Annotated in this window: 21 protein-coding genes; 18 read left to right on the forward strand and 3 right to left on the reverse strand. The window is 45.2% G+C overall.

Annotated elements, in window-relative coordinates:
- Positions 1-59 precede the first annotated feature (59 nt).
- Positions 60-773 carry a GntR family transcriptional regulator gene (locus RBB45_RS14535; protein WP_306009792.1) on the forward strand — a complete coding sequence of 238 codons (714 nt, stop codon included), beginning with the start codon at positions 60-62 and terminating at the stop codon, positions 771-773.
- A 13-nt stretch (positions 774-786) separates the two neighbouring features.
- The gene (locus RBB45_RS14540) at positions 787-1,638 is read left to right on the forward strand and encodes an ROK family protein (protein ID WP_306009793.1); all 852 of its coding nucleotides are present in this window, start codon (positions 787-789) and stop codon (positions 1,636-1,638) included.
- Positions 1,639-1,904: 266 nt separating this feature from the next.
- Here the strand turns inward: RBB45_RS14540 and RBB45_RS14545 are convergent, their stop codons facing one another.
- A complete protein-coding gene (locus RBB45_RS14545) occupies positions 1,905-2,135 on the reverse strand; it encodes a hypothetical protein (protein ID WP_306009794.1) in 231 nt (76 codons plus the stop codon).
- A 463-nt stretch (positions 2,136-2,598) separates the two neighbouring features.
- On the opposite strand from RBB45_RS14545, the gene RBB45_RS14550 reads away from it, so the two are divergent.
- From RBB45_RS14550 to RBB45_RS14585, 8 genes are all read left to right on the forward strand, one after another.
- A complete protein-coding gene (locus RBB45_RS14550) occupies positions 2,599-3,399 on the forward strand; it encodes an SDR family oxidoreductase (protein ID WP_306009795.1) in 801 nt (266 codons plus the stop codon).
- 85 nt (positions 3,400-3,484) lie between these two features.
- Positions 3,485-5,416, forward strand: a complete 1,932-nt coding sequence (locus RBB45_RS14555) for a BglG family transcription antiterminator (protein WP_306009796.1) — start codon at positions 3,485-3,487, stop codon at positions 5,414-5,416.
- 4 nt (positions 5,417-5,420) lie between these two features.
- Entirely contained in the window at positions 5,421-5,861 is a 441-nt protein-coding gene (locus RBB45_RS14560) for a transcriptional regulator GutM (RefSeq protein WP_009792836.1), read from the forward strand.
- A 4-nt stretch (positions 5,862-5,865) separates the two neighbouring features.
- A complete protein-coding gene (gene srlA, locus RBB45_RS14565; protein WP_306009797.1) occupies positions 5,866-6,411 on the forward strand; it encodes a PTS glucitol/sorbitol transporter subunit IIC in 546 nt (181 codons plus the stop codon).
- A gap of 20 nt (positions 6,412-6,431) precedes the next feature.
- Complete coding sequence (srlE, locus tag RBB45_RS14570) at positions 6,432-7,439, forward strand: PTS glucitol/sorbitol transporter subunit IIB (protein WP_094769736.1); 1,008 nt, start codon at positions 6,432-6,434, stop codon at positions 7,437-7,439.
- 107 nt (positions 7,440-7,546) lie between these two features.
- Complete coding sequence (locus RBB45_RS14575) at positions 7,547-7,909, forward strand: PTS glucitol/sorbitol transporter subunit IIA (protein ID WP_306009798.1); 363 nt, start codon at positions 7,547-7,549, stop codon at positions 7,907-7,909.
- A 70-nt stretch (positions 7,910-7,979) separates the two neighbouring features.
- Positions 7,980-8,663, forward strand: a complete 684-nt coding sequence (locus RBB45_RS14580; RefSeq protein WP_306009799.1) for a fructose-6-phosphate aldolase — start codon at positions 7,980-7,982, stop codon at positions 8,661-8,663.
- A gap of 22 nt (positions 8,664-8,685) precedes the next feature.
- Positions 8,686-9,348 carry an HAD family hydrolase gene (locus tag RBB45_RS14585; RefSeq protein ID WP_306009800.1) on the forward strand — a complete coding sequence of 221 codons (663 nt, stop codon included), beginning with the start codon at positions 8,686-8,688 and terminating at the stop codon, positions 9,346-9,348.
- A 74-nt stretch (positions 9,349-9,422) separates the two neighbouring features.
- On the opposite strand, the gene RBB45_RS14590 is transcribed toward RBB45_RS14585, so the two are convergent.
- The gene (locus tag RBB45_RS14590) at positions 9,423-9,731 is read right to left on the reverse strand and encodes a hypothetical protein (RefSeq protein WP_306009801.1); all 309 of its coding nucleotides are present in this window, start codon (positions 9,729-9,731) and stop codon (positions 9,423-9,425) included.
- A gap of 361 nt (positions 9,732-10,092) precedes the next feature.
- Between RBB45_RS14590 and RBB45_RS14595 the strand changes: the two genes are divergently transcribed.
- Genes RBB45_RS14595 through RBB45_RS14605 form a run of 3 tightly spaced genes read left to right on the forward strand, consistent with a single transcriptional unit; the run spans position 10,093 to position 12,436 of the window.
- Positions 10,093-10,350 (forward strand): hypothetical protein, encoded by a 258-nt coding sequence (locus tag RBB45_RS14595; RefSeq protein ID WP_306009802.1) that lies wholly within the window; start codon positions 10,093-10,095, stop codon positions 10,348-10,350.
- Between the two features lie 48 nt (positions 10,351-10,398).
- Positions 10,399-11,895, forward strand: a complete 1,497-nt coding sequence (locus RBB45_RS14600) for an FAD-binding oxidoreductase (protein ID WP_306009803.1) — start codon at positions 10,399-10,401, stop codon at positions 11,893-11,895.
- Complete coding sequence (locus RBB45_RS14605) at positions 11,879-12,436, forward strand: hypothetical protein (RefSeq protein WP_009792845.1); 558 nt, start codon at positions 11,879-11,881, stop codon at positions 12,434-12,436. Before RBB45_RS14600 ends, RBB45_RS14605 begins: the two co-directional genes overlap by 17 nt.
- Positions 12,437-12,776: 340 nt before the next feature.
- On the opposite strand, the gene RBB45_RS14610 is transcribed toward RBB45_RS14605, so the two are convergent.
- Entirely contained in the window at positions 12,777-13,064 is a 288-nt protein-coding gene (locus RBB45_RS14610) for a hypothetical protein (RefSeq protein WP_022544441.1), read from the reverse strand.
- Positions 13,065-13,262: 198 nt separating this feature from the next.
- On the opposite strand from RBB45_RS14610, the gene RBB45_RS14615 reads away from it, so the two are divergent.
- The 5 genes from RBB45_RS14615 to RBB45_RS14635 all read left to right on the forward strand — a co-directional run bounded on the left by RBB45_RS14615 (position 13,263) and on the right by RBB45_RS14635 (position 18,236).
- The gene (locus RBB45_RS14615; RefSeq protein WP_306009804.1) at positions 13,263-14,114 is read left to right on the forward strand and encodes a sugar phosphate isomerase/epimerase family protein; all 852 of its coding nucleotides are present in this window, start codon (positions 13,263-13,265) and stop codon (positions 14,112-14,114) included.
- Positions 14,107-15,447 (forward strand): amino acid permease, encoded by a 1,341-nt coding sequence (locus RBB45_RS14620; protein WP_094768681.1) that lies wholly within the window; start codon positions 14,107-14,109, stop codon positions 15,445-15,447. Before RBB45_RS14615 ends, RBB45_RS14620 begins: the two co-directional genes overlap by 8 nt.
- Positions 15,448-15,587: 140 nt before the next feature.
- Positions 15,588-16,601, forward strand: coding sequence for an SIS domain-containing protein (locus tag RBB45_RS14625; protein ID WP_306009805.1), 1,014 nt, complete (start codon positions 15,588-15,590; stop codon positions 16,599-16,601).
- Between the two features lie 61 nt (positions 16,602-16,662).
- A complete protein-coding gene (frlD, locus tag RBB45_RS14630) occupies positions 16,663-17,445 on the forward strand; it encodes a fructoselysine 6-kinase (protein ID WP_306009806.1) in 783 nt (260 codons plus the stop codon).
- 62 nt (positions 17,446-17,507) lie between these two features.
- Positions 17,508-18,236, forward strand: coding sequence for a GntR family transcriptional regulator (locus RBB45_RS14635; RefSeq protein WP_306009807.1), 729 nt, complete (start codon positions 17,508-17,510; stop codon positions 18,234-18,236).
- Positions 18,237-18,279: the final 43 nt, after the last annotated feature.

Below are 18,279 nucleotides of genomic sequence, written 5' to 3' on the forward strand. Positions count from 1 at the left end.
AACTTACCAGAATCCATTTATAATGAAAGTGAGAATCTATTTAACAGGGTGGATCCGTTATGACCAAGTACGAAACAATATCCTCTGAAATCAGGCAGAGGATCATTAATGGCTCTTATTCGCCAGATGAACCGATTCCAGACGAAATTACACTCGCAAAGGAATTCGGCTGCAGCCGTATGACGATGAAGCGAGCGCTGGATATTCTGGTGCTCGAAGGACTGCTGTACCGGAAAAGGGGACATGGAACATTTATTGTGAAATCGGCCATCCAGAATAGCCGGGTCAATGTTGTCAGTAACGAGTCAATCGGTCTGACGGGCCTTTTGCAAGGAAAAGAAGTGATGAGCAAGGTCATCAAATTCGAAGTCCAATTTCCCAATGATGAAGTAGCCGCCCATCTGGCCATTGACAAGAAAACTCCGGTTTATCATATTATCCGCTTGCGGCTTGTTGCGGATGAACCATATGTTTTGGAAAAAACTTATATGCCAGCTGCACTGATCAGGGGAATTGATGATGATGTCCTCCAGGGCTCCATCTATGAACATATTAGAATAAAATTGGGGTTGACGATTGCCGGTTCGCATCGAAAAATCAGGGCAAGCAAGTCAGATGAACTGGATCATCTACACCTGGTATGCAAGGATGATGATCCCATCCTCGAGGTTGAACAGGTCGCCTTCCTGGACAATGGGGTTCCTTTCGAATACTCATTTGCAAGGCACCGCTATGATAAATTTGAAGTCACATCAGCCAACTTTAAAAGGTAATGGGGGAATGAATATGCTAGGAGCGATTGAAGCCGGCGGTACGAAATTTGTCTGTGCAGTCGGAGATAAAACCGGGAGGATTGCTGATTCTATCCAAATACCGACAACTGTACCCGAAGAAACCATGGCAGCCGCCATTTCATTTTTTAAGCAATATGATATTGAAGCCATTGGCATCGGATCCTTTGGTCCGATAGATATAAACCTTGATAGCCCGACGTACGGCTATATCACATCCACACCGAAAACAGCATGGACAAACTACCCGTTCGTCGAAACCATTTCACAAGCGTTCGGTGTTCCGGTTGGCTTCAACACAGATGTGAATGCTGCTGCTTTGGGCGAGGCGAGACTGGGTGCGGCTAAAGGGCTGGACAGCTGCCTTTATATAACAGTGGGAACAGGCATCGGGGCAGGTGCCGTGGTAAACGGGCAATTGCTTCAGGGCCTTTCCCATCCGGAAATGGGCCATATTCTGCTCCGCCGTCATCCAGCTGACTCTTACCGGGGCAAATGTCCTTATCACCGCGACTGCTTAGAAGGCCTTGCAGCAGGACCAGCCATTGAAGAACGCTGGGGAGCCAAAGGAAAAGATCTGGTAAACAGGAAAGAGGTCTGGGATCTTGAAGGATACTATCTTGCCCAGGCACTCATGCAATACATCCTCATCCTCTCACCAAAGAAAATCATCCTTGGCGGAGGCGTCATGAACCAGTCGCAAGTATTTGACTCCATCTACAAATACCTGCCAGAGCTGATGAAAGACTATGTTGCCCTGCCGGAACTGGTGGAATATATCGTGAAGCCGGGGCTTTGGGACCGTGCGGGGATTACAGGGACATTGTTGCTGGCAGCTGAAAGGTGACAGGCACCTCCCGAATAATCTTGTTTCACAAAATTTGTTTCACTGTCTTACATACACAAAAAGGGATTGTAAAATGGGCTCATTAAATGTATGGTCATCTTTCGAAATAACCCTTTTGCCAGGGGAAACCAGAAACGGTTTCCTCCTTTACCTCTCCCTTCTAGGATTTAATTGTAAGAGCATTGATTGTCCAGGCTTAAAGTTTTTCATATCTCATGCTCTTTGGAACAATTAAAATACAACTAGCTGCAGCTTGAAAAGACCTGCTATTCTCTGTCCCTCTCCAATTTACCCCAAGCGTAATTACCTAAGACCCCTCCTGTTAACAAACAAATGATCCAAGTAAATAATCCCTCTGCAAGTATAAGTTCCATTTCAAATGATTGTAAAAGAAATTTGATTATATAGTAATCAATTAAAAAAGGAATAGATATGCCAAGGCTGAACTTAAGCACAAACCTTGTTTTTCCCTTTTCTCTGATTTGATCCCACTTCATCCTCAGTCTCCTCTATATAAAAGTTCCACACTCACTTCTATATATGATTAGATAAAGCTTTCTTGTTAAGTTTTTGTCTGGTTATATAACTACAGCCTGTTTTATATGGATACAAGTTAGCCTTTAATCAAACGTTTGATTAATTACCCGGTGGCCGCAGGTGGCAAGCCTTTTACACATATGCAGCCTCTTCTGCTTCCATCCTGCACCTTGGGAAAGAGACCTGGCCTCTCGCCTGCCAAACGAGCCAAGGGATCTGACCCAACGAGCCAAGGGACCTGACCCCCTGGCCCAAAAAACGGGCCAAGGAACCCGACCCCCTGGCCCACCGCGGACCCCTGGCCAATTCATACACCCATTTTCACACTTGAGTGAAAAAGTCTGTATTAATCATTTCCTGTTCTATTACTATACTGAAATTAGAAATTGTAAGTGTTTTCAACTTGGTGAGGAGGAATGACAGATGAGCGGTTCTTGGCTTGGTTTGGAAGAGAAGGTTGCGATTGTTACGGGTGGTGCTTCGGGCATCGGTTCACATATTACGAATGAACTCCTGAAGAACGGCGTGAAGGTTGTGGTTGCCGATTTGAATGGGAGTGAAGGCAAGCAGGAAAACGGTTCTTATTTTATTCAGTGTGATGTGACGAAGAAGGAGAGCGTTGACCAGGCGGTTGCGAAGACGGTTGAGCTGTTCGGGTCTTTGGATATCCTAGTGAATAATGCAGGTGTGAATCTTCCTAGACTTTTGGTTGACGACAAGGGAGAAAAGCCGGAATATGAGTTAAGTGAAAAAGACTTTGATTTCATGGTTGCTGTAAATCAGAAGGGTCCTTATCTGTTTGCCCAGGCTTCTGCGAAGAAGATGCTGCAGCAGAGCGGCGGCGTGATTATCAATGTATCTTCAGAGGCTGGCCAGGAAGGTTCTGCCGGACAGAGCTGCTATTCAGCGACAAAGGGAGCGGTGATTGCTTTTACAAGGGCATGGGCGAAGGAGCTTGGCAAACACAATATTCGTGTCGTTGCGATTGCCCCTGGTATCATTGAAACGACTGGCCTGAGGACAGATGCTTATAATGAAGCATTAGCGTACACACGCGGTGTGACGGTTGATGGCCTTTCAACTGATTACAGCAAATCGATCCCGCTTGGGCGCGAAGGAAAGCTGACAGAAATTGCTGATTTGGTTTCTTATCTGGCTTCTGACCGTGCAGGCTATGTAACAGGGACAACTTTTAATATTTCAGGCGGTAAATCCCGCGGCTGATGCTTTGAAAAGACGTTATTTCGCCTTTATGGAAGCCGGCCAGCGGGCAGACCGTCCGGCTTCCATATAAATAGGGGTGATAAAAATGTCTGACAGAATGATAGATGAACGTGCAGCAAAGATGCTGGCAATTGCCCGGACAAAAACCTATCACTCACTTGATGAGCTTGCAGAGGCAATGGGTGTGGGCACCAGGACGATCAGGAATTACATCAAACAGCTGAATGAAGACCTGAACGGAATTGCTTCTTTTTTCAATGAAAGAGGAAAAGGCTTCCGTTTCGATATCAATAATATGAAAGCGTTCCAATCTTATCTGGAAGAAAGCAGCCCGGAAGATAGCTCGCTGAATTCGCAAAAGGGCCGGATCGGCTTCATCATCGACCGGCTCATCAACAGCGAAGAAACGTATACACTGGATGATCTGGCTGAGGAAATGCACTTGGGCCGCACAACGCTCGTCAATGAGCTGAAAAAGGCAGCCGTTTCCCTTGAGACATACAAGCTCATCATCCACGGCAAGCCGAACAGGGGGATGGAGCTGAGCGGCAGGGAATTGGACCTGCGCTTCTACATCCTTGATCATCTGTATGATGTGCTGTATAGCGATTATCCGCTTGATGAAGATATTACGGAATCGATTGAGAGAATCTCGCATGAGTATAATCTCGAATCTCCTACCCAGGAGAGGCTGATGGAATTCATCATCATCATGCTGGACCGGCTTTTGAAAAATCATCATCTTGAAGCTATCGAGGAAAAGCATAAAAAGCTGATCGGCACACAGGAGCACGGGATCGCGCTTGAAATCGTTGAAGCGATTCAAAAGCAGCTCCCGATAGAAATCCCTGAAGCCGAGGCTCTGTTCATCACGATTCCGATCGCGGGAAGGCGGACGCCGACAAACAATCGGACGCTGGCCGATATTGCGATTACCGATGATGTAAGGCGGCTGCTTGAACAGATCCTAGAACAGGTTGGCTTTAAAAAGGAAATCATTGAGCAGAATGAATCCTTCTTTCAGGATCTCCTGTACCACTTGACCTTTATGCTGAACCGGCTGATTTTCGGGCTGCGCCTGAAGAACGCACTGCTCGCCGATGTGAAGGAAAAATATCCGGTTGCCTACAAGATGGCGGAAATTGCCGGACAGGTGATCGAGAGCAGATATGGGCTCGAGGTGCCGGAGGATGAACTTGGATATCTGGCCTTTTACTTCGGGGTCTTCATCGGCCAAAGCGATATCAAGGTCAAGCGCTTCCAAAAAGCAGCAGTCGTCTGCGGGACCGGCCGGGGGACGGCAAAGCTCGTCAGCATCCAGCTGGAGCGCATCCTGAACCAGGATACAGAAATCAATCTTTTTGCCGAAAAGGATGCAGTGAAGGAAGTCCTGGATTCATATGATCTTGTTTTTTCAACCGTAAAGCTGCCCTTTGAGACCCATGCACCTTTTATCATGATCAATGAAATATTCGATGAAAGCCGTGTGAAGAGGGAGATTGAGAAAGCGGCCTACAGACAGAGGCTCAACATTCAAAATGGCAGCGAGTATCAATCTGTAATGGCCCAGCTGCTTGCGAAAGAGTCATTTTTCCAGCTGGACAGCTCTAAGGGCTATCACGAAAACGTCTTCCATATGGTAAACGAGCTGACTGAAATTGGCCGCCTTGACCTTGGATTCAAGGAGCGGCTGAAGGAAAGGGAAGAGAAGGGATCAATGGTATTTGACCGCTATATCGCCTTTCCGCACACCTTCAATCAGCAGTCCAATGACATTGAGCTGGCGGTCGGGATTTTCCCGGAGGGGGTCATGGAGAATGGCAGGGAAGTCAGGCTTGTGTTCCTGCTCGGGTTGCCGGAGGAACAGAATGAATGCAATGAAAGCCTGATTGTCAAAATCTATGATGAAATCATCGGGATTGCTAATAATGAAGAGCTCATCGCACAGCTGGTGCAGGCAGGATCCTATGAGGATTTTGTCTCCAGCATCGAACGGTCAAACAGGGAAAGGGGCTGAGAAGATGATTCTATTTTTAATCATACTGATTGGGATCGCCTGGCTGGTCCAGAGCATCCTCGGGTTTTTCCAGATCAAGCATTTTAATAAAAAGTATGCCGAAATGAGGTCGCTCGGACGGGTGGCCATCGGCAAAAGAACAGGGAAATTGCGCGCAGGGACGGTTGTCATGTTCGCTATTGATAAAAGGAATAAAATTCTGAAGGCAGCAAAAATGCAGGGTGTGACCGTTTTTTCCAAGGTCAAGGACCTGAATGGGTTTGAGGGGAAATACCTGCTGAAGATTTCCGATGAAGATTTCAAAGGCCATGATAAATTGACCCAGCTTGCAATTGCTGATGCGCTCAAGAGCTATGACATCATCTCCAAGGGCGGCGAGCTGCAGGTGAAAAAAGGCTGGATCGACTATATCATGCCAAAAAAGAAAGAAATGAGAAGAGGGTGAAGAGATGGATTTTATCATCAATTTAGCTGAAGGGTTCATGAACTTATTCCGCACAGGCGGGGAAACCTTTGTCAGCCTTGTCACAGATATTGTACCGCTATTGATCATGCTATTGGTTGCCATGAACGCGCTTGTCCGCCTCGTCGGCGAAGAGCGTGTCGAAAAACTGGCAAGAAAATCAGGAAAAAACGCATTTACAAGATATTTCGTTCTGCCGATCATCGGGACATTCGTCCTTGCCAATCCTATGACATTATCACTGGGAAGATTTCTTCCGGAAAAATATAAGCCGAGCTATTATGCAGCAGCATCCTATTCATGCCACACGCACAACGGATTATTCCCGCACGTTAACCCGGGTGAGCTGTTCGTATTCCTCGGGATTTCAGCAGGGATCACAACACTGGGACATGATGTAACCGAGCTTGCTCTCCGCTACTTCCTTGTCGGGATTTTCACCAACTTCTTAAGAGGCTGGATCACTGACCTGACAACTTCTTATGTAGCCAAGCAGCAAAACGTAAAACTAAAAGATACCGTTCAACTATAGAATCTTAGGTGGTGGGAAACATGACAGCTTTTCAATCAATCAAAATTTCAAAGGGCGCCGGCGGATTTGGCGGACCTTTAGTAATAACACCAACAGACGAGAAAAATAAAGTCGTCTATATTACCGGCGGTCAAAGGCCGGAGATTGCGGATAAAATTGCTGAATTAACAGGCTGTGAGCTTGTCGACGGCTTTAAGACATCTGTACCGGAAAAAGAAATGGCATGCGTCATCATCGACTGCGGCGGCACACTGCGCTGTGGACTATACCCGCAAAAGCGCATCCCGACAATCAACATCATGCCGACGGGTCAGAGCGGTCCATTGGCCAAGCATATTACAGAAGATATCTACGTTTCCGGCGTAAAGGCGGAAAATATCCAGCTGGCAGATGCTGAAGGAGCAGCGGCTCCGGCAATGTCGGTACAGGAAGAGGCAGCTGAAGGGATCAAAACACCTAAATACAGCTCAGACAAGAAAATCAGTGAACAGCAGAAGCCAAAAGGATTGATGGCAAGAGTCGGTATGGCAATGGGCTCAATCACAAGCGTCTTCTATCAGGCAGGCCGTGATGCCATTGATACAGTGATCAAAACGATCCTTCCGTTCATGGCATTCGTAGCCATGCTCATCGGGGTCATCCTGGAATCAGGAATCGGCGACGTATTCGCGAAATTCCTGTCACCTTTCGCAGGTTCTGTATGGGGGCTTATCGTCATCGCACTTGTCTGCTCATTCCCGCTCCTCTCCCCATTCTTAGGCCCTGGCGCTGTTATTGCCCAGGTAGTCGGAACATTGATCGGGGTTGAAATCGGAAAAGGAAACATCCCGGCCCACCTTGCATTGCCGGCCCTGTTCGCCATCAATGCTCAAGCTGCTGCTGACTTCGTACCAGTAGGACTTGGACTTGCAGAAGCAGAGGTTGAAACAGTAGAAGTAGGGGTGCCATCTGTCCTCTACTCCAGATTCCTCACAGGGGCGCCGACCGTCTTCATTGCCTGGCTCGCAAGCTTTGGCTTGTATGATTGATGTTAAATAATAGAAAATGAAAATAGGATAAGGAGCTTCACGAGTGCACTTGCACCTGGAGCTCCCGTCCCTAATAGAGAAATATGATCCAAAGGAGAGACACAACCATGACAACGAAATTCGAAACCAAAATCAACAGCATCGGCCCTTCTGTAACTGAATTTTTCGGTGAAAAAATGTTCATCCTTTTCGGGGATAATGCTCCAGCTGAACTGGCTGAATACTGCCTCCTGATCGATGTAAAAGGGGTTGAAGGCGAGATTGCAGCAGGCGATACCCTGCAGATCGGCAGCAATGAATATAAAGTTACTTCTGTCGGCGATGCTGTGAAACAAAATCTTTCCTCACTCGGCCATATTACCCTGAAATTCGACGGCTCACAAACTCCGGAGCTGCCAGGCACCCTGTACCTGGAAGACAGTGAAATCCAGGAAGTCAATGCTGGGGACATAATCCGGATCTACTCATAATGAATAAAAAACAATAGCTTAACTTTTGTCATCCAAGAGTTAGGCTATTATTTTTAGGAGGGCAAAAAATATGAGATTAGTCATTGATTCAGCAAATGTTGAAAGCATTAAGAAGCTCGTGGATTTTTTTCCGATAGACGGGGTTACCACCAATCCGAGCATCGTCGTAAAGGAAAAAAAGCCTTTCCTGCCTTTGCTTAAGGAAATCAGAGCTGTTATCGGGGAGGAAAAAGAGCTGTTTGCCCAGACGATTGCCGGGGATGCAGAAGGAATGGCAGAAGAAGCCCGCTGGCTCTGTGAAGCTGTATCGGGGAACGTTGTCGTAAAAATTCCTGTCACCATGGAAGGCATCAAAGCGATTAAAATGCTGAAGGCAGAGGGCATCCGCACACTGGCAACAACGGTTTATACACCAATGAACGCCTATCTGGCTGCCAAAGCCGGCGCCGATTATGTGGCTCCTTACGTTAACAGGATCGACAACCTTACTGGCAATGGTGCGAAGGTAGTCGCAGAGATTACTGAGATTTTCTCAAAGCACAACTTATCTTGTGAAATCCTGGCCGCCAGCTTTAAAAACGTCCAGCAGATCCACAATGTCTGCCTGGCAGGCTCGCACGGAATCACCGCATCACCGGAACTGATTGAGGCGCTCGTCAACATTCCATCCATCGAAGACAACGTAAAAGCTTTCAGGCAGGATTGGATGGGGCAGTATGGGGAAGGCAGTTTGATTTTAAGCGAGGACAAATAGAAGAAAGAGGAAGGTGGAACCTATGATTAAAGCAATCGTCTGCGATTTTGATGGACTGATCATCGACACAGAATATGCCCTTTACGAAGCATTCTGCGACATGCTCGCAATTGACCACAGTGAAATGCCGATTGCCGACTATGCTCACTTCATCGGCACAGATTCAAAAGGCCTGTATGAATACATCATGGAAAAATCAAACGGCACCATGACAATCGAAGAAATCATCGAGAGATCTCATATTTTACATAAGGAAAAACTTCAATCTCCCATTGCCCGTGAAGGGGTTGAAGATTATTTGAAAGAAGCCAAAAGCAGAGGACTGAAAATCGGACTCGCCTCCAGCTCCAACCGGGAATGGGTCACCTTCTTTTTGAAAGAATTGAACTTCCTACAGTACTTCGATTACATCCAGACTTCTGATGATGTAGAGAAGGTAAAGCCGGATCCGGCTCTCTACAGGAATGTTATCAGCCATTTCGGGATTGAACCATCCGAAGCGATTGCTTTTGAAGACTCTATGAATGGATCGAAAGCTGCCATTGCAGCTGGGCTTAGATGTGTGATTGTGCCGAATAAGATTACGGAGAACCTGGCGTTTGAGGGGTATCATATGAGGCTGGGTAGTATGGGAGAGAAGGAGTTTGGGAGAGTTGTGAAGGAGATTGAACGGTTAGAGCGGTGACAGGCACCACCCGAATTATCTTGTTTCACGTAAATGTTTCACGGAGGGGGCAGGGCTGCTGTCCCTTTTGTATATTATAAAAGTAATTGATAAGTTGAACTCATTAAACTTTTGATCATCCTTTGAAATAACCCTTGGCAGGGGATAGGACCTATAATTCTCTGTCCCTCTCCAAATTCCCCCAAGCATACTTGCCTAGCACCGCCTACTAATAAACAAATGATCCAAGCAATTAACCCCTCTGCAAATACAAAATCCATTTCAAATGAATGTAAGAGAAATTTGATTATATAGTAATCAATTAATAAAGGAATAGATATGCCAAGGCTGAACTGCAGCACAAATCTTGTTTTTCCCTTTTCTCTGATTTGATCCCCCTTCATCCTCAGTCTCCTCTATATAAAAAGTTCCACACTTCTATGTATATGAATAGATAAAAATTTCTTGTAAAGTTTCTGCCTGTTATATAACTAAAGCCTGTTTTAAGGGTATACAGCCTCTTATGCTTCCATCCCATATCTGGAACAGAACCTGTCCCCTCATTCAGCAAAACTTGGAAAACGAGCCAAGGGACTTGTCTCCCTGGCTTATCCCTCTGGCTTAAATAATTGTTTTTTATTTTGGTGCATTATGGTATTATTAGTGTAATATTACACATTAATTGTATTTCAGTGGATTGAAATACGAAAGAATTTACATTTAATGTGCAAATTTTAAATTTTACGATTTCAAGGAGAAAACCGCATGAAGAGAATGTATGTCTTACTTTCGTTTTTATTTTTACTATTTTGTTTTATGTATCCTTTAATTATTTTTATGGCGATGAATGGAGCTTTTGGGGCTTTCGGGGAATTTACTGTTTTTTTATGGCCAGTTTTTCCTATACTTGGAGTACTTTCTGCTATCTTTGGCGGTAAGGGCCGAATAAAAGTAGCTGGAATTATGCTCAATGGAACAGCCTTGTGCTTAGTATTGCTAATAACGTTTGTACGCCTAGGATAAGGATAGGCTCCATCCTGCTATATGAATACTAATAAAACAGGTGACAAAATGAAGAGTATAAACGGATTAATAAAAAAACCCTGGTTTCTAGGAAGTATCGTATGCCTATTCCTTCTCTTAATTCTTTTCAACATCCCAATCGAAACACGCAAATATGGCCTTTCTCAAAGTGCTCTCGCAACAGATTACACAGGGCTTCTGCCAGAGCGGATTGAGCGGGTGGTCGAAGCAGATGACCGCCTTGAACTGCAGCGGATTGTAAAAGAAGCCAACAGAAACGGCCGGCATATTTCGATTGCAGGGCTGCAGCATTCACAGGGAGGCCATACCTATTACAGGAATGGTGTGATTTTAGATATGAGGGCTTTCAATAAGATACTTGAAATCAATAAGGAAGCTAAAACCGTTAAGGTGGAGAGCGGAGCTTCCTGGGAGGATGTCCAGGAAGCCGTGAAGGATGATGGGCTCGCCTTGAAGGTTACACAGTCACAATCAATTTTTACAATAGGAGGGTCTTTGTCGGTGAACGCCCATGGCAGGGATATCCGCTTCGGTCCGATGGCGGGAACTGTAAAGGAAATGACTGTGCTGACGCCTGCGGGTGAAATTAAGACAGTAACGAGGGAAGATTCGGAGGAATGGATGAAGTATATGTTTGGCGGATACGGACTATTTGGGGTGATTCTGGATGTCACGCTGGAGCTTACGGAGGATGAAGTATACACCATCCATACAGAAGAGCTGAAAACGGATGAATACGAATCCTATTTTACCAATCTGCTGAACCATGATGACACAGCTATGCATTACGCAAGGATAAGCGTCGCACCGGGTACCTTCCTCGATGAAATGTACGTGGTGGATTATAACCACACAGGAAGGCAGGACAGATCTGTGCCCCTTAAGGAAGAAAAAGGAGCACGGATGGGCAAGCTTGCAATGGATGTCGGCCGGCAAGGCGGTATATGGGAGGACCTGTTCTGGAACAATCAAAAGCTCATGGCAAGGTCTCTGAATGGAAAAAACATCACCAGGAATAATGTGATGCGCGGCAACTCTGCGTTCATGGAATTCACGAAGCCGGGGCGGGTAGAGGTTCTGCAGGAATTTTTCGTGCCTGTCAATCAGTACGGGGAGTATATGGAGGAATTAAAAAATCTGCTGCCAGCTTCTGATCAGGGTGAAGATTTTAAAATCCATAATATTACGGTCCGTTATGCAGCAAAAGACGATCTAACAAGCCTGAATTATGCCAAGGAAGACATGCTGGGCCTGGTCGTTTTGATTCAGCACGGTCTAAGCGAAGAACAGATAGCAGATGCGGAAGCAATCATCCAAAAGTGGACCAGCCTGACACTCGAACACGGTGGAACCTACTATCTTCCTTACTACCATTATCAAACGAAGGAGCAGTTCAGAGAGGCGTACCCTGAGTGGGAACAGTTCCAGGCGGAAAAGCTGAAACGAGACCCGAATGAAGTTTTTCAAAATCTTTTTTATGATTACTACCTGAAAGAAGGAGCAGCACATGAAAATCAAGAGTGAACAGGCCATCCCCCTGTTGGTGTCGGTCGGGCAGGTTGTCGTTTTTCCTTATTATATTGTATGGCTCAAACAGGCGGCCCTGTCATTTACCCTGTTTGGCTGGCTGTTCGCCATATTCTCCTTCTCAGCTGCCTTCGGCTACCGGCTTTATCAGACCAAAGGCAATAAATATCGCTCCCATCACCCGTTCATCTACGCAGGGATGGGAGCTGTTTATATCCTGGCAGGTACCATCAGCCAGCCTGCGGACTCTCTGCCTTACATAGCACTCCTGCTTCAGACAACACTTGGATTCCTTCAAGGCTATCACCACGCTTGGCACATAGAGCAGAAAACCTTCCGCCTGCATGCTATTCATCATTATCTGATTGTCGGCATTGCGATGATTGGGATTTCTTTTGTGAAGATTATATCGCCGGGTGTTGTGATTGCAGGGTTTGGAGTTATTTTGTTTGGCTGTGCGGTTTGGTCTATATGGAAGAGCAAGAGGGGAGATGTCATCCCTTCCTATAGGGGAGAAGTTAAAGAAAGGGGAATGTAAAATAATCACTTCTGGTTGAAGAAAACAGACTTACCTCAATTAGATGATCAGATTCATGTTGACTCTGTTAATTGGGTTTCATCTGATGGGGATTTCAATATCATACTCATACAAGACTTTAGATAACATAAGCTGCAATTTAGGTGTTTTTTTTAGCCTCATCCTGTTATAAGGATAAGGCCTATTGCCATTTTTATGCATCGGAAAGGCCGCATGGAAAAACACTTCAAAGCTTTGGAGGAACTCATAAAAAAGAACGCCTGATGATTATTCTTAAGTAATTATCAGGCGTTCTTTTTTTCAATACTCCGCTATGCATTTCTCATTAGATCTGATAAATTCACCCAATCTGTATTTGACCCAATGCCACACCAGATATCAAGACAGCAACAGCAAGGGCTGGAATGCTTAACAGCACCTTATGGGAAAAACGGAAATCTGTAAATTGTTTATATACCTTTTCAGCAAGGAGGGCAAGCGGAATGAATAATAGCAGCATTTCTCCAATGCCGAACAGGTCACCAGAATCATAGGGGCTGCTTACATATTGATCGACAAAGTAGTTGATGGTGAGAAGTATAGTGAATAGGATCATTTGAAAGAGAAAGAAAAGCCAATTTTTTATCAACAGGGCAGCTCCTAGCTTTGTACTTAGATTTAGCCTAATGTGTAAATTTTAATGCATTTCTTAATGTGGGACAAGGTGCCTTTCATGTATATCCTTCGGATTAAAATATTTAATTTTCAAAAAAGTGTTGCTTGTTTTGTATTACCTAACTATAATACAAATCATAACAAATATAACGCTTTCATAAGGGGGGATTGTATGAAGCTTGCCGGGATGAATAATACATTCAGGCATTATCCGTTTAAAGAGTTTTTAGAGTGCATGACAAGTCTTGATATCCGGCATATTGAGTTATGGGCTGGAGAGCCGCATTTCTATGTATACAGAAATCTGCCTGGCCATTTAAGAAGTATGAAGCGGGAGCTGAAATCGAGAAATATGGAGCTGGTTTGCTTTACACCGGAGCAATGTGTTTATCCGTATAATATTGCAGCGTCCGATTCTGATTGGAGAAGAAGCAGTGTGGAGTACTTTAAGGATAACTTATATGCTGCGCTGGAGCTGGACTGCAATATGATGCTGATTACTTCAGGCATTGGGGATTATTCTGTGAGCACGGGAGAATCGTGGAATTATTCCGCTGATTCGATTCATCAGCTAGCAAAGATTGCGGAAAAGGAAGGGATGAATCTGGTCTTGGAACCGTTAACAAGGTTTGAGACCAATCTTGTAATGGATGTTGAGGGAGTTAAGAGGATGCTTGAGGATATCCGATCATCTTCTCTGACGGGAATGATCGATACCGTAGCGATGCAGCTCGCGGGGGAAACGCCTGAAGATTATTTTTCCACTCTTCCTGATGTTAAGCATTTTCATTTGATAGATGGGGATGGTGTGTCAGATGCCCATTTAGCCCTTGATGATGGAGTGCTGGATTGGCGGGGGTATATGGAGTCTCTTGAAAGCAGCGGGTATAAGGGGGCATGCACCCTGGAGATTATGGGATCTGATTATTATAAGAATCCAAAGGAAATAATTTCAGAGTCTGTGAAAAAATTAAGAGAGATGGAACTATTCCATTCTAAAACTGGGGGAACTCATAATGAGTAATGGGGCTCTTACACGCAAGCTTGGATTTTGGGCTGCGCTGGCTATTGCGGTTGGAACGACAATAGGATCCGGTATATTTGTTTCGACAGGGGAAGTGGCAAAAGCGGCCGGCACCCCGACTATTTCAATTTTGGCCTGGGTCATCGGCGGGCTGATTGCTATTCCGCAAGTCATGGTGCTGGCAGAGCTGTCTACAGCCTACCCGCAAAATGGAAGCGGTTACGTATATCTAAATAAAGCAGGCTGGCGGCCATTGGCTTTCTTATATGGATGGTCTACCTTCTGGGCGCTTGATCCGCCAAGCATTTCGATTATGGCCCTTGCGATCGTCTCGTATGTTGCTTCTTTCTTCCCATTCTTTGACGGGATGAATGGAAAGCTGCTCGGAATCGCCATTATTTTGGCCATCACAGCAATTCATTACAGAAGCGTAAAAGAAGGCGGCCTCTTTCAGGTCATTATTACAGCAGTAAAAATCATTCCATTCCTGATTGTCATTGCACTTGGCTTTATCTATATGAACCCAGGCAACTTTTCTTACACTCCAGCATCCGGCAGTACGGAAACAAGCTTAATCGGAGGGGTTTCAGCTACAACCTGGGCATATACAGGCATGGCGGCAATCTGTTTTATGGCCGGGGAATTTAAGAATCCGGGCAAGGTGCTGCCGCGTGCGCTGATTACGTCTATCTTTATTATCCTTACTCTTTATACGCTGCTTGCAGTCTGTGTAATCGGATTGATGCCTTTTGAACAGCTGATTCAATCCAATGCTGCTGTTTCTGATGCAGTTAAGTATATTCCGGGTTTATCGGATATTGCTTCTTCATTCGTAGGAGTGACAGCGATCGTGGTTATACTCGGTTCTTTGAGCTCATGCATCATGTTCCAGCCTCGCCTGGAGTACGCGATGGCAAAGGATGGCTTGTTTTTTCAGCGCTTTGCCAAGGTTCATCCAAAATATGAAACTCCAAGCTTTTCGATATTGGTGCAGGTCATTTATGCGTGCTTCCTGGTTTTCTTCGGCAATTTAACTGCCCTGCTGGGGTATTTTACGCTTATCCAGCTCCTGATCAATATTATGGATTTTGCGGCCGTTTATAAATGCCGGAAAAGAGACGATTATAAGCCGGTCTATCGGATGCCTTTATGGAGGATTACAACCATTCTGGCCATTGCCGGCGCTGCCTGGCTCGCCTGGGGAACCTTTACCTGGGCGCCGATCCAGGGTATGATAGCGGCGCTTATCGTCGTCGCCACAGGACTGCCTGTCTACTATTATTGGGAAAGAAAGTATGGTTCAAAGGCTGGCAAGGAAAATATAGTTGCCTAATGCAAAAGGGGAGTTAGTTATAGCTGACTCCCTGATAAATTTTCAAAGAAAAAAGATTGAATTATTTGTAATGTTTATTTATAATACAAGACATAACAAATAAAGTCGCGAGCAAGAGACTCATAAGGAGAGTGTTCCCCATGTTGAAGTTTGATGAAGAATTGTTTTTGAAACTAGTAGAAAAAGAGGGCCTTGGCTACAGGGGCAAAATTGAAAAGATTGTTGATGGTATCTGCCAAAAAGGCTACAGCAATATTTACATGATTGGCGCCGGCGGTACGATCGCCATGATGTATCCTTATGAATACATGTTTAAAACACACTCAAGCATTGATGTCCGCGCAGAAATTGCTTCAGAATTCATGGCCACGAATCCTAAGCATTTTACAAAGGATTCTGTCTGCATTTTCACTTCTGTGTCAGGCACAACAGAGGAAACGGTGGCAGCCGCAGAATTCTGCAGGGAAAGAGGAGCAACAACTCTGGCTCTGGTCGCTGAAGCGGACACGCCGCTGACAAAAATCGTCGACTACTGCATCACAACTGGATCTGAAAAGCATTCTTTTGATACATTCTTTATGCTTTTATATATGGTATCCTTCCGGTTCATGCATAACAATGAAGAGTTTCCGCAATATGATCAATTCGTGAAAGAGGTATCATTGCTTCCGAGAGCCATTCTCGATGCAGTAAAGTCTTTCGATAAAAAAGCGGAGGAATTTGCTGTAAAGCATAAAGATACGGACTACCATATGATGGTTGGTTCAGGCAATCTATGGGGCAATACGTATTCTTATGCGATGTGCATTTTGGAAGAGATGCAGTGGATTCACGCAAAATCGATCCATGCTGCAGAGTTTTTCCACGGCACGCTTGAATTGGTAGTCGAAGATACAAGTGTCATCCTGCTAAAAGGGGAAGATGAAACCCGGCCGCTTGCCGAGCGTGTAGAGCGTTTCGCTGAGAAGATCACCAAAGAACTGACTGTAATCGATACGAAGGATTTTAAAATGGATGGGATCAGTGATGAATTCAGGAAGCATTTCGCTGTCAATATAAATTGGGCTGTCCTCAGCCGCATCAGCGTTTACCTAGAGCGGGAGAGAAACCATCCTTTGGAACTCAGACGCTATTATCGCAAAATGGAATATTAAGAAAGATAGAGCACTGCTTGCGGTAGTGCTCCTTTCTTAAGCTGAAAGGAGTGACAGCACCATGAAAGTCGTTACAGTCGGGGATAACTGCATGGATGTCTATAAGGACAGCGGTAAAGCTTATCCTGGGGGGAATCCGGTAAATGTGGCGGTTTATTTAAAATCATTGGGAGCGGAACCTGCGTATATTGGCTGGGTCGGCACAGACCACTATGGGGAGGAAATGATCAAAGCCATCCAGGGTAAGGGGGTGGATACAACTCATCTTTCCATAAAGGAAGGAAAAACAGCCGTTACAGATGTACATATGGAAGGCAATGACCGGCGGTTTGGTGACTATGATGAAGGTGTTATGAGCGAATTTGCTTTGACAGGAGAGGAACTTGAGTTTATTGCCGCTCATCAGCTGGTTCATGCCGGGCTATGGGGACATGCGGAAAATTATTTTTCTCTTTTTAAGAAAAAAGGGCTGCTGACGTCCTTTGATTTTTCCGATCAGCTGGCCCATAAACTGGTTCAAAGCCTGCTGCCATATGTTGATTATCCTTTCTTCTCTTATAAGGAAAATGATGCATTTATCCGCCAATTTTTAAAAAGTGCTGTTGGCAAGGGATCAAAAATAGCAGTTGCCACTTTGGGGGAAAAAGGCTCGCTTGCTTATGATGGAAGAGATTTTTATGAGTATGGTGTAGTGGATACAGATGTTGTGGATACGATGGGAGCGGGAGATTCATTTATAGCCGGGTTTACTTACGGTATTTTGAAAGGCCTTTCAATAGAAAGCTGTTTGGAATTGGGCGCGAAGACTGCCGCCAAAACAATCGGATATTTTGGTGCCTGGTGACTGGGGAGTAAGATCAATGTATAATAGATCTTAACAATCTATTGACGGTAAGGATGAGCCAGATGAATTTAAATCCTTCAACGCCTCAGCCGCTGTATATGCAAATCAGGCAAATGCTGAAGAATGACATCCAAAGCGGAAAGTACAAGCCGGATGAACAAATTCCAACAGAAGCAGAGCTTTGCGATATTTATAATGTGAGCCGGATTACGATCCGTAAAGCCATTGAGGAATTAGTGAATGAAGGAACTCTTACACGCGTACCGCGCAGAGGGACATTTGTAACATCAAATAAGTTCCATAACGAGCTTTTGTCTGTAAGCGGCTTCTCGGAATTCAGCCATCAGCTTGGGATGATCCCCAACTCGCGGATACTAAGAAGCGAAGTCATATCAGCATCAGCGGAAGTCGCCGGACACCTGCGCATTGAAGAAGGCAGCCCGGTTCTTGAATTGGAGCGGCTGATGTATGTAAATGACCGCCCTTTATTCTACGACATCGCACACTACTCTCTCATGCGATTCCCTGATTTGGAAAAGAAAATCGCGAGGCTTGAATCCACCTATCAGATCCTCCTGGAGGATTACAGCACTGAAATTATCAGCAATGACAAAATCATTGATGTGATCGGGGCCACGAAAGACCACGCCAGACTGCTGGAATGCGATATTGGCGCGAATCTATTCAGGATCGTCAAGATTGCTTTTGATTCCAGTGACGAACCAGTCCATCTTTCTACATTTGTTTGTGAAACGAATAAAGTGAATTTGACCGTTCATCGGGCGAAATAGACGTTCGGGGCCATACTCCTTTTTTTGGAGTATGGCCCTTTTT

Origin of the sequence: Bacillus sp. MMSF_3328, assembly GCF_030733525.1 — a bacterium.
In the GTDB taxonomy this organism is placed as follows: Bacteria; Bacillota; Bacilli; order Bacillales; family Cytobacillaceae; genus Bacillus_AB; species Bacillus_AB infantis.

What these genes read in the sequence shown, in the direction of transcription:
- srlA (WP_306009797.1), top strand. Translation starts at nt 5,866, where the DNA reads ATGGATTTTATCATCAATTTAGCTGAAGGGTTCATGAACTTATTCCGC.
- RBB45_RS14605 (WP_009792845.1), top strand. Translation starts at nt 11,879, where the DNA reads ATGAAAATCAAGAGTGAACAGGCCATCCCCCTGTTGGTGTCGGTCGGG.
- RBB45_RS14535 (WP_306009792.1), top strand. Translation starts at nt 60, where the DNA reads ATGACCAAGTACGAAACAATATCCTCTGAAATCAGGCAGAGGATCATT.
- srlE (WP_094769736.1), top strand. Translation starts at nt 6,432, where the DNA reads ATGACAGCTTTTCAATCAATCAAAATTTCAAAGGGCGCCGGCGGATTT.
- RBB45_RS14600 (WP_306009803.1), top strand. Translation starts at nt 10,399, where the DNA reads ATGAAGAGTATAAACGGATTAATAAAAAAACCCTGGTTTCTAGGAAGT.
- RBB45_RS14550 (WP_306009795.1), top strand. Translation starts at nt 2,599, where the DNA reads ATGAGCGGTTCTTGGCTTGGTTTGGAAGAGAAGGTTGCGATTGTTACG.
- frlD (WP_306009806.1), top strand. Translation starts at nt 16,663, where the DNA reads ATGAAAGTCGTTACAGTCGGGGATAACTGCATGGATGTCTATAAGGAC.
- RBB45_RS14555 (WP_306009796.1), top strand. Translation starts at nt 3,485, where the DNA reads ATGTCTGACAGAATGATAGATGAACGTGCAGCAAAGATGCTGGCAATT.
- RBB45_RS14635 (WP_306009807.1), top strand. Translation starts at nt 17,508, where the DNA reads ATGAATTTAAATCCTTCAACGCCTCAGCCGCTGTATATGCAAATCAGG.
- RBB45_RS14585 (WP_306009800.1), top strand. Translation starts at nt 8,686, where the DNA reads ATGATTAAAGCAATCGTCTGCGATTTTGATGGACTGATCATCGACACA.
- RBB45_RS14620 (WP_094768681.1), top strand. Translation starts at nt 14,107, where the DNA reads ATGAGTAATGGGGCTCTTACACGCAAGCTTGGATTTTGGGCTGCGCTG.
- RBB45_RS14625 (WP_306009805.1), top strand. Translation starts at nt 15,588, where the DNA reads ATGTTGAAGTTTGATGAAGAATTGTTTTTGAAACTAGTAGAAAAAGAG.
- RBB45_RS14580 (WP_306009799.1), top strand. Translation starts at nt 7,980, where the DNA reads ATGAGATTAGTCATTGATTCAGCAAATGTTGAAAGCATTAAGAAGCTC.
- RBB45_RS14575 (WP_306009798.1), top strand. Translation starts at nt 7,547, where the DNA reads ATGACAACGAAATTCGAAACCAAAATCAACAGCATCGGCCCTTCTGTA.
- RBB45_RS14540 (WP_306009793.1), top strand. Translation starts at nt 787, where the DNA reads ATGCTAGGAGCGATTGAAGCCGGCGGTACGAAATTTGTCTGTGCAGTC.
- RBB45_RS14615 (WP_306009804.1), top strand. Translation starts at nt 13,263, where the DNA reads ATGAAGCTTGCCGGGATGAATAATACATTCAGGCATTATCCGTTTAAA.
- RBB45_RS14545 (WP_306009794.1), bottom strand. Translation starts at nt 2,135, where the DNA reads ATGAAGTGGGATCAAATCAGAGAAAAGGGAAAAACAAGGTTTGTGCTT.
- RBB45_RS14560 (WP_009792836.1), top strand. Translation starts at nt 5,421, where the DNA reads ATGATTCTATTTTTAATCATACTGATTGGGATCGCCTGGCTGGTCCAG.
- RBB45_RS14590 (WP_306009801.1), bottom strand. Translation starts at nt 9,731, where the DNA reads ATGAAGGGGGATCAAATCAGAGAAAAGGGAAAAACAAGATTTGTGCTG.
- RBB45_RS14595 (WP_306009802.1), top strand. Translation starts at nt 10,093, where the DNA reads ATGAAGAGAATGTATGTCTTACTTTCGTTTTTATTTTTACTATTTTGT.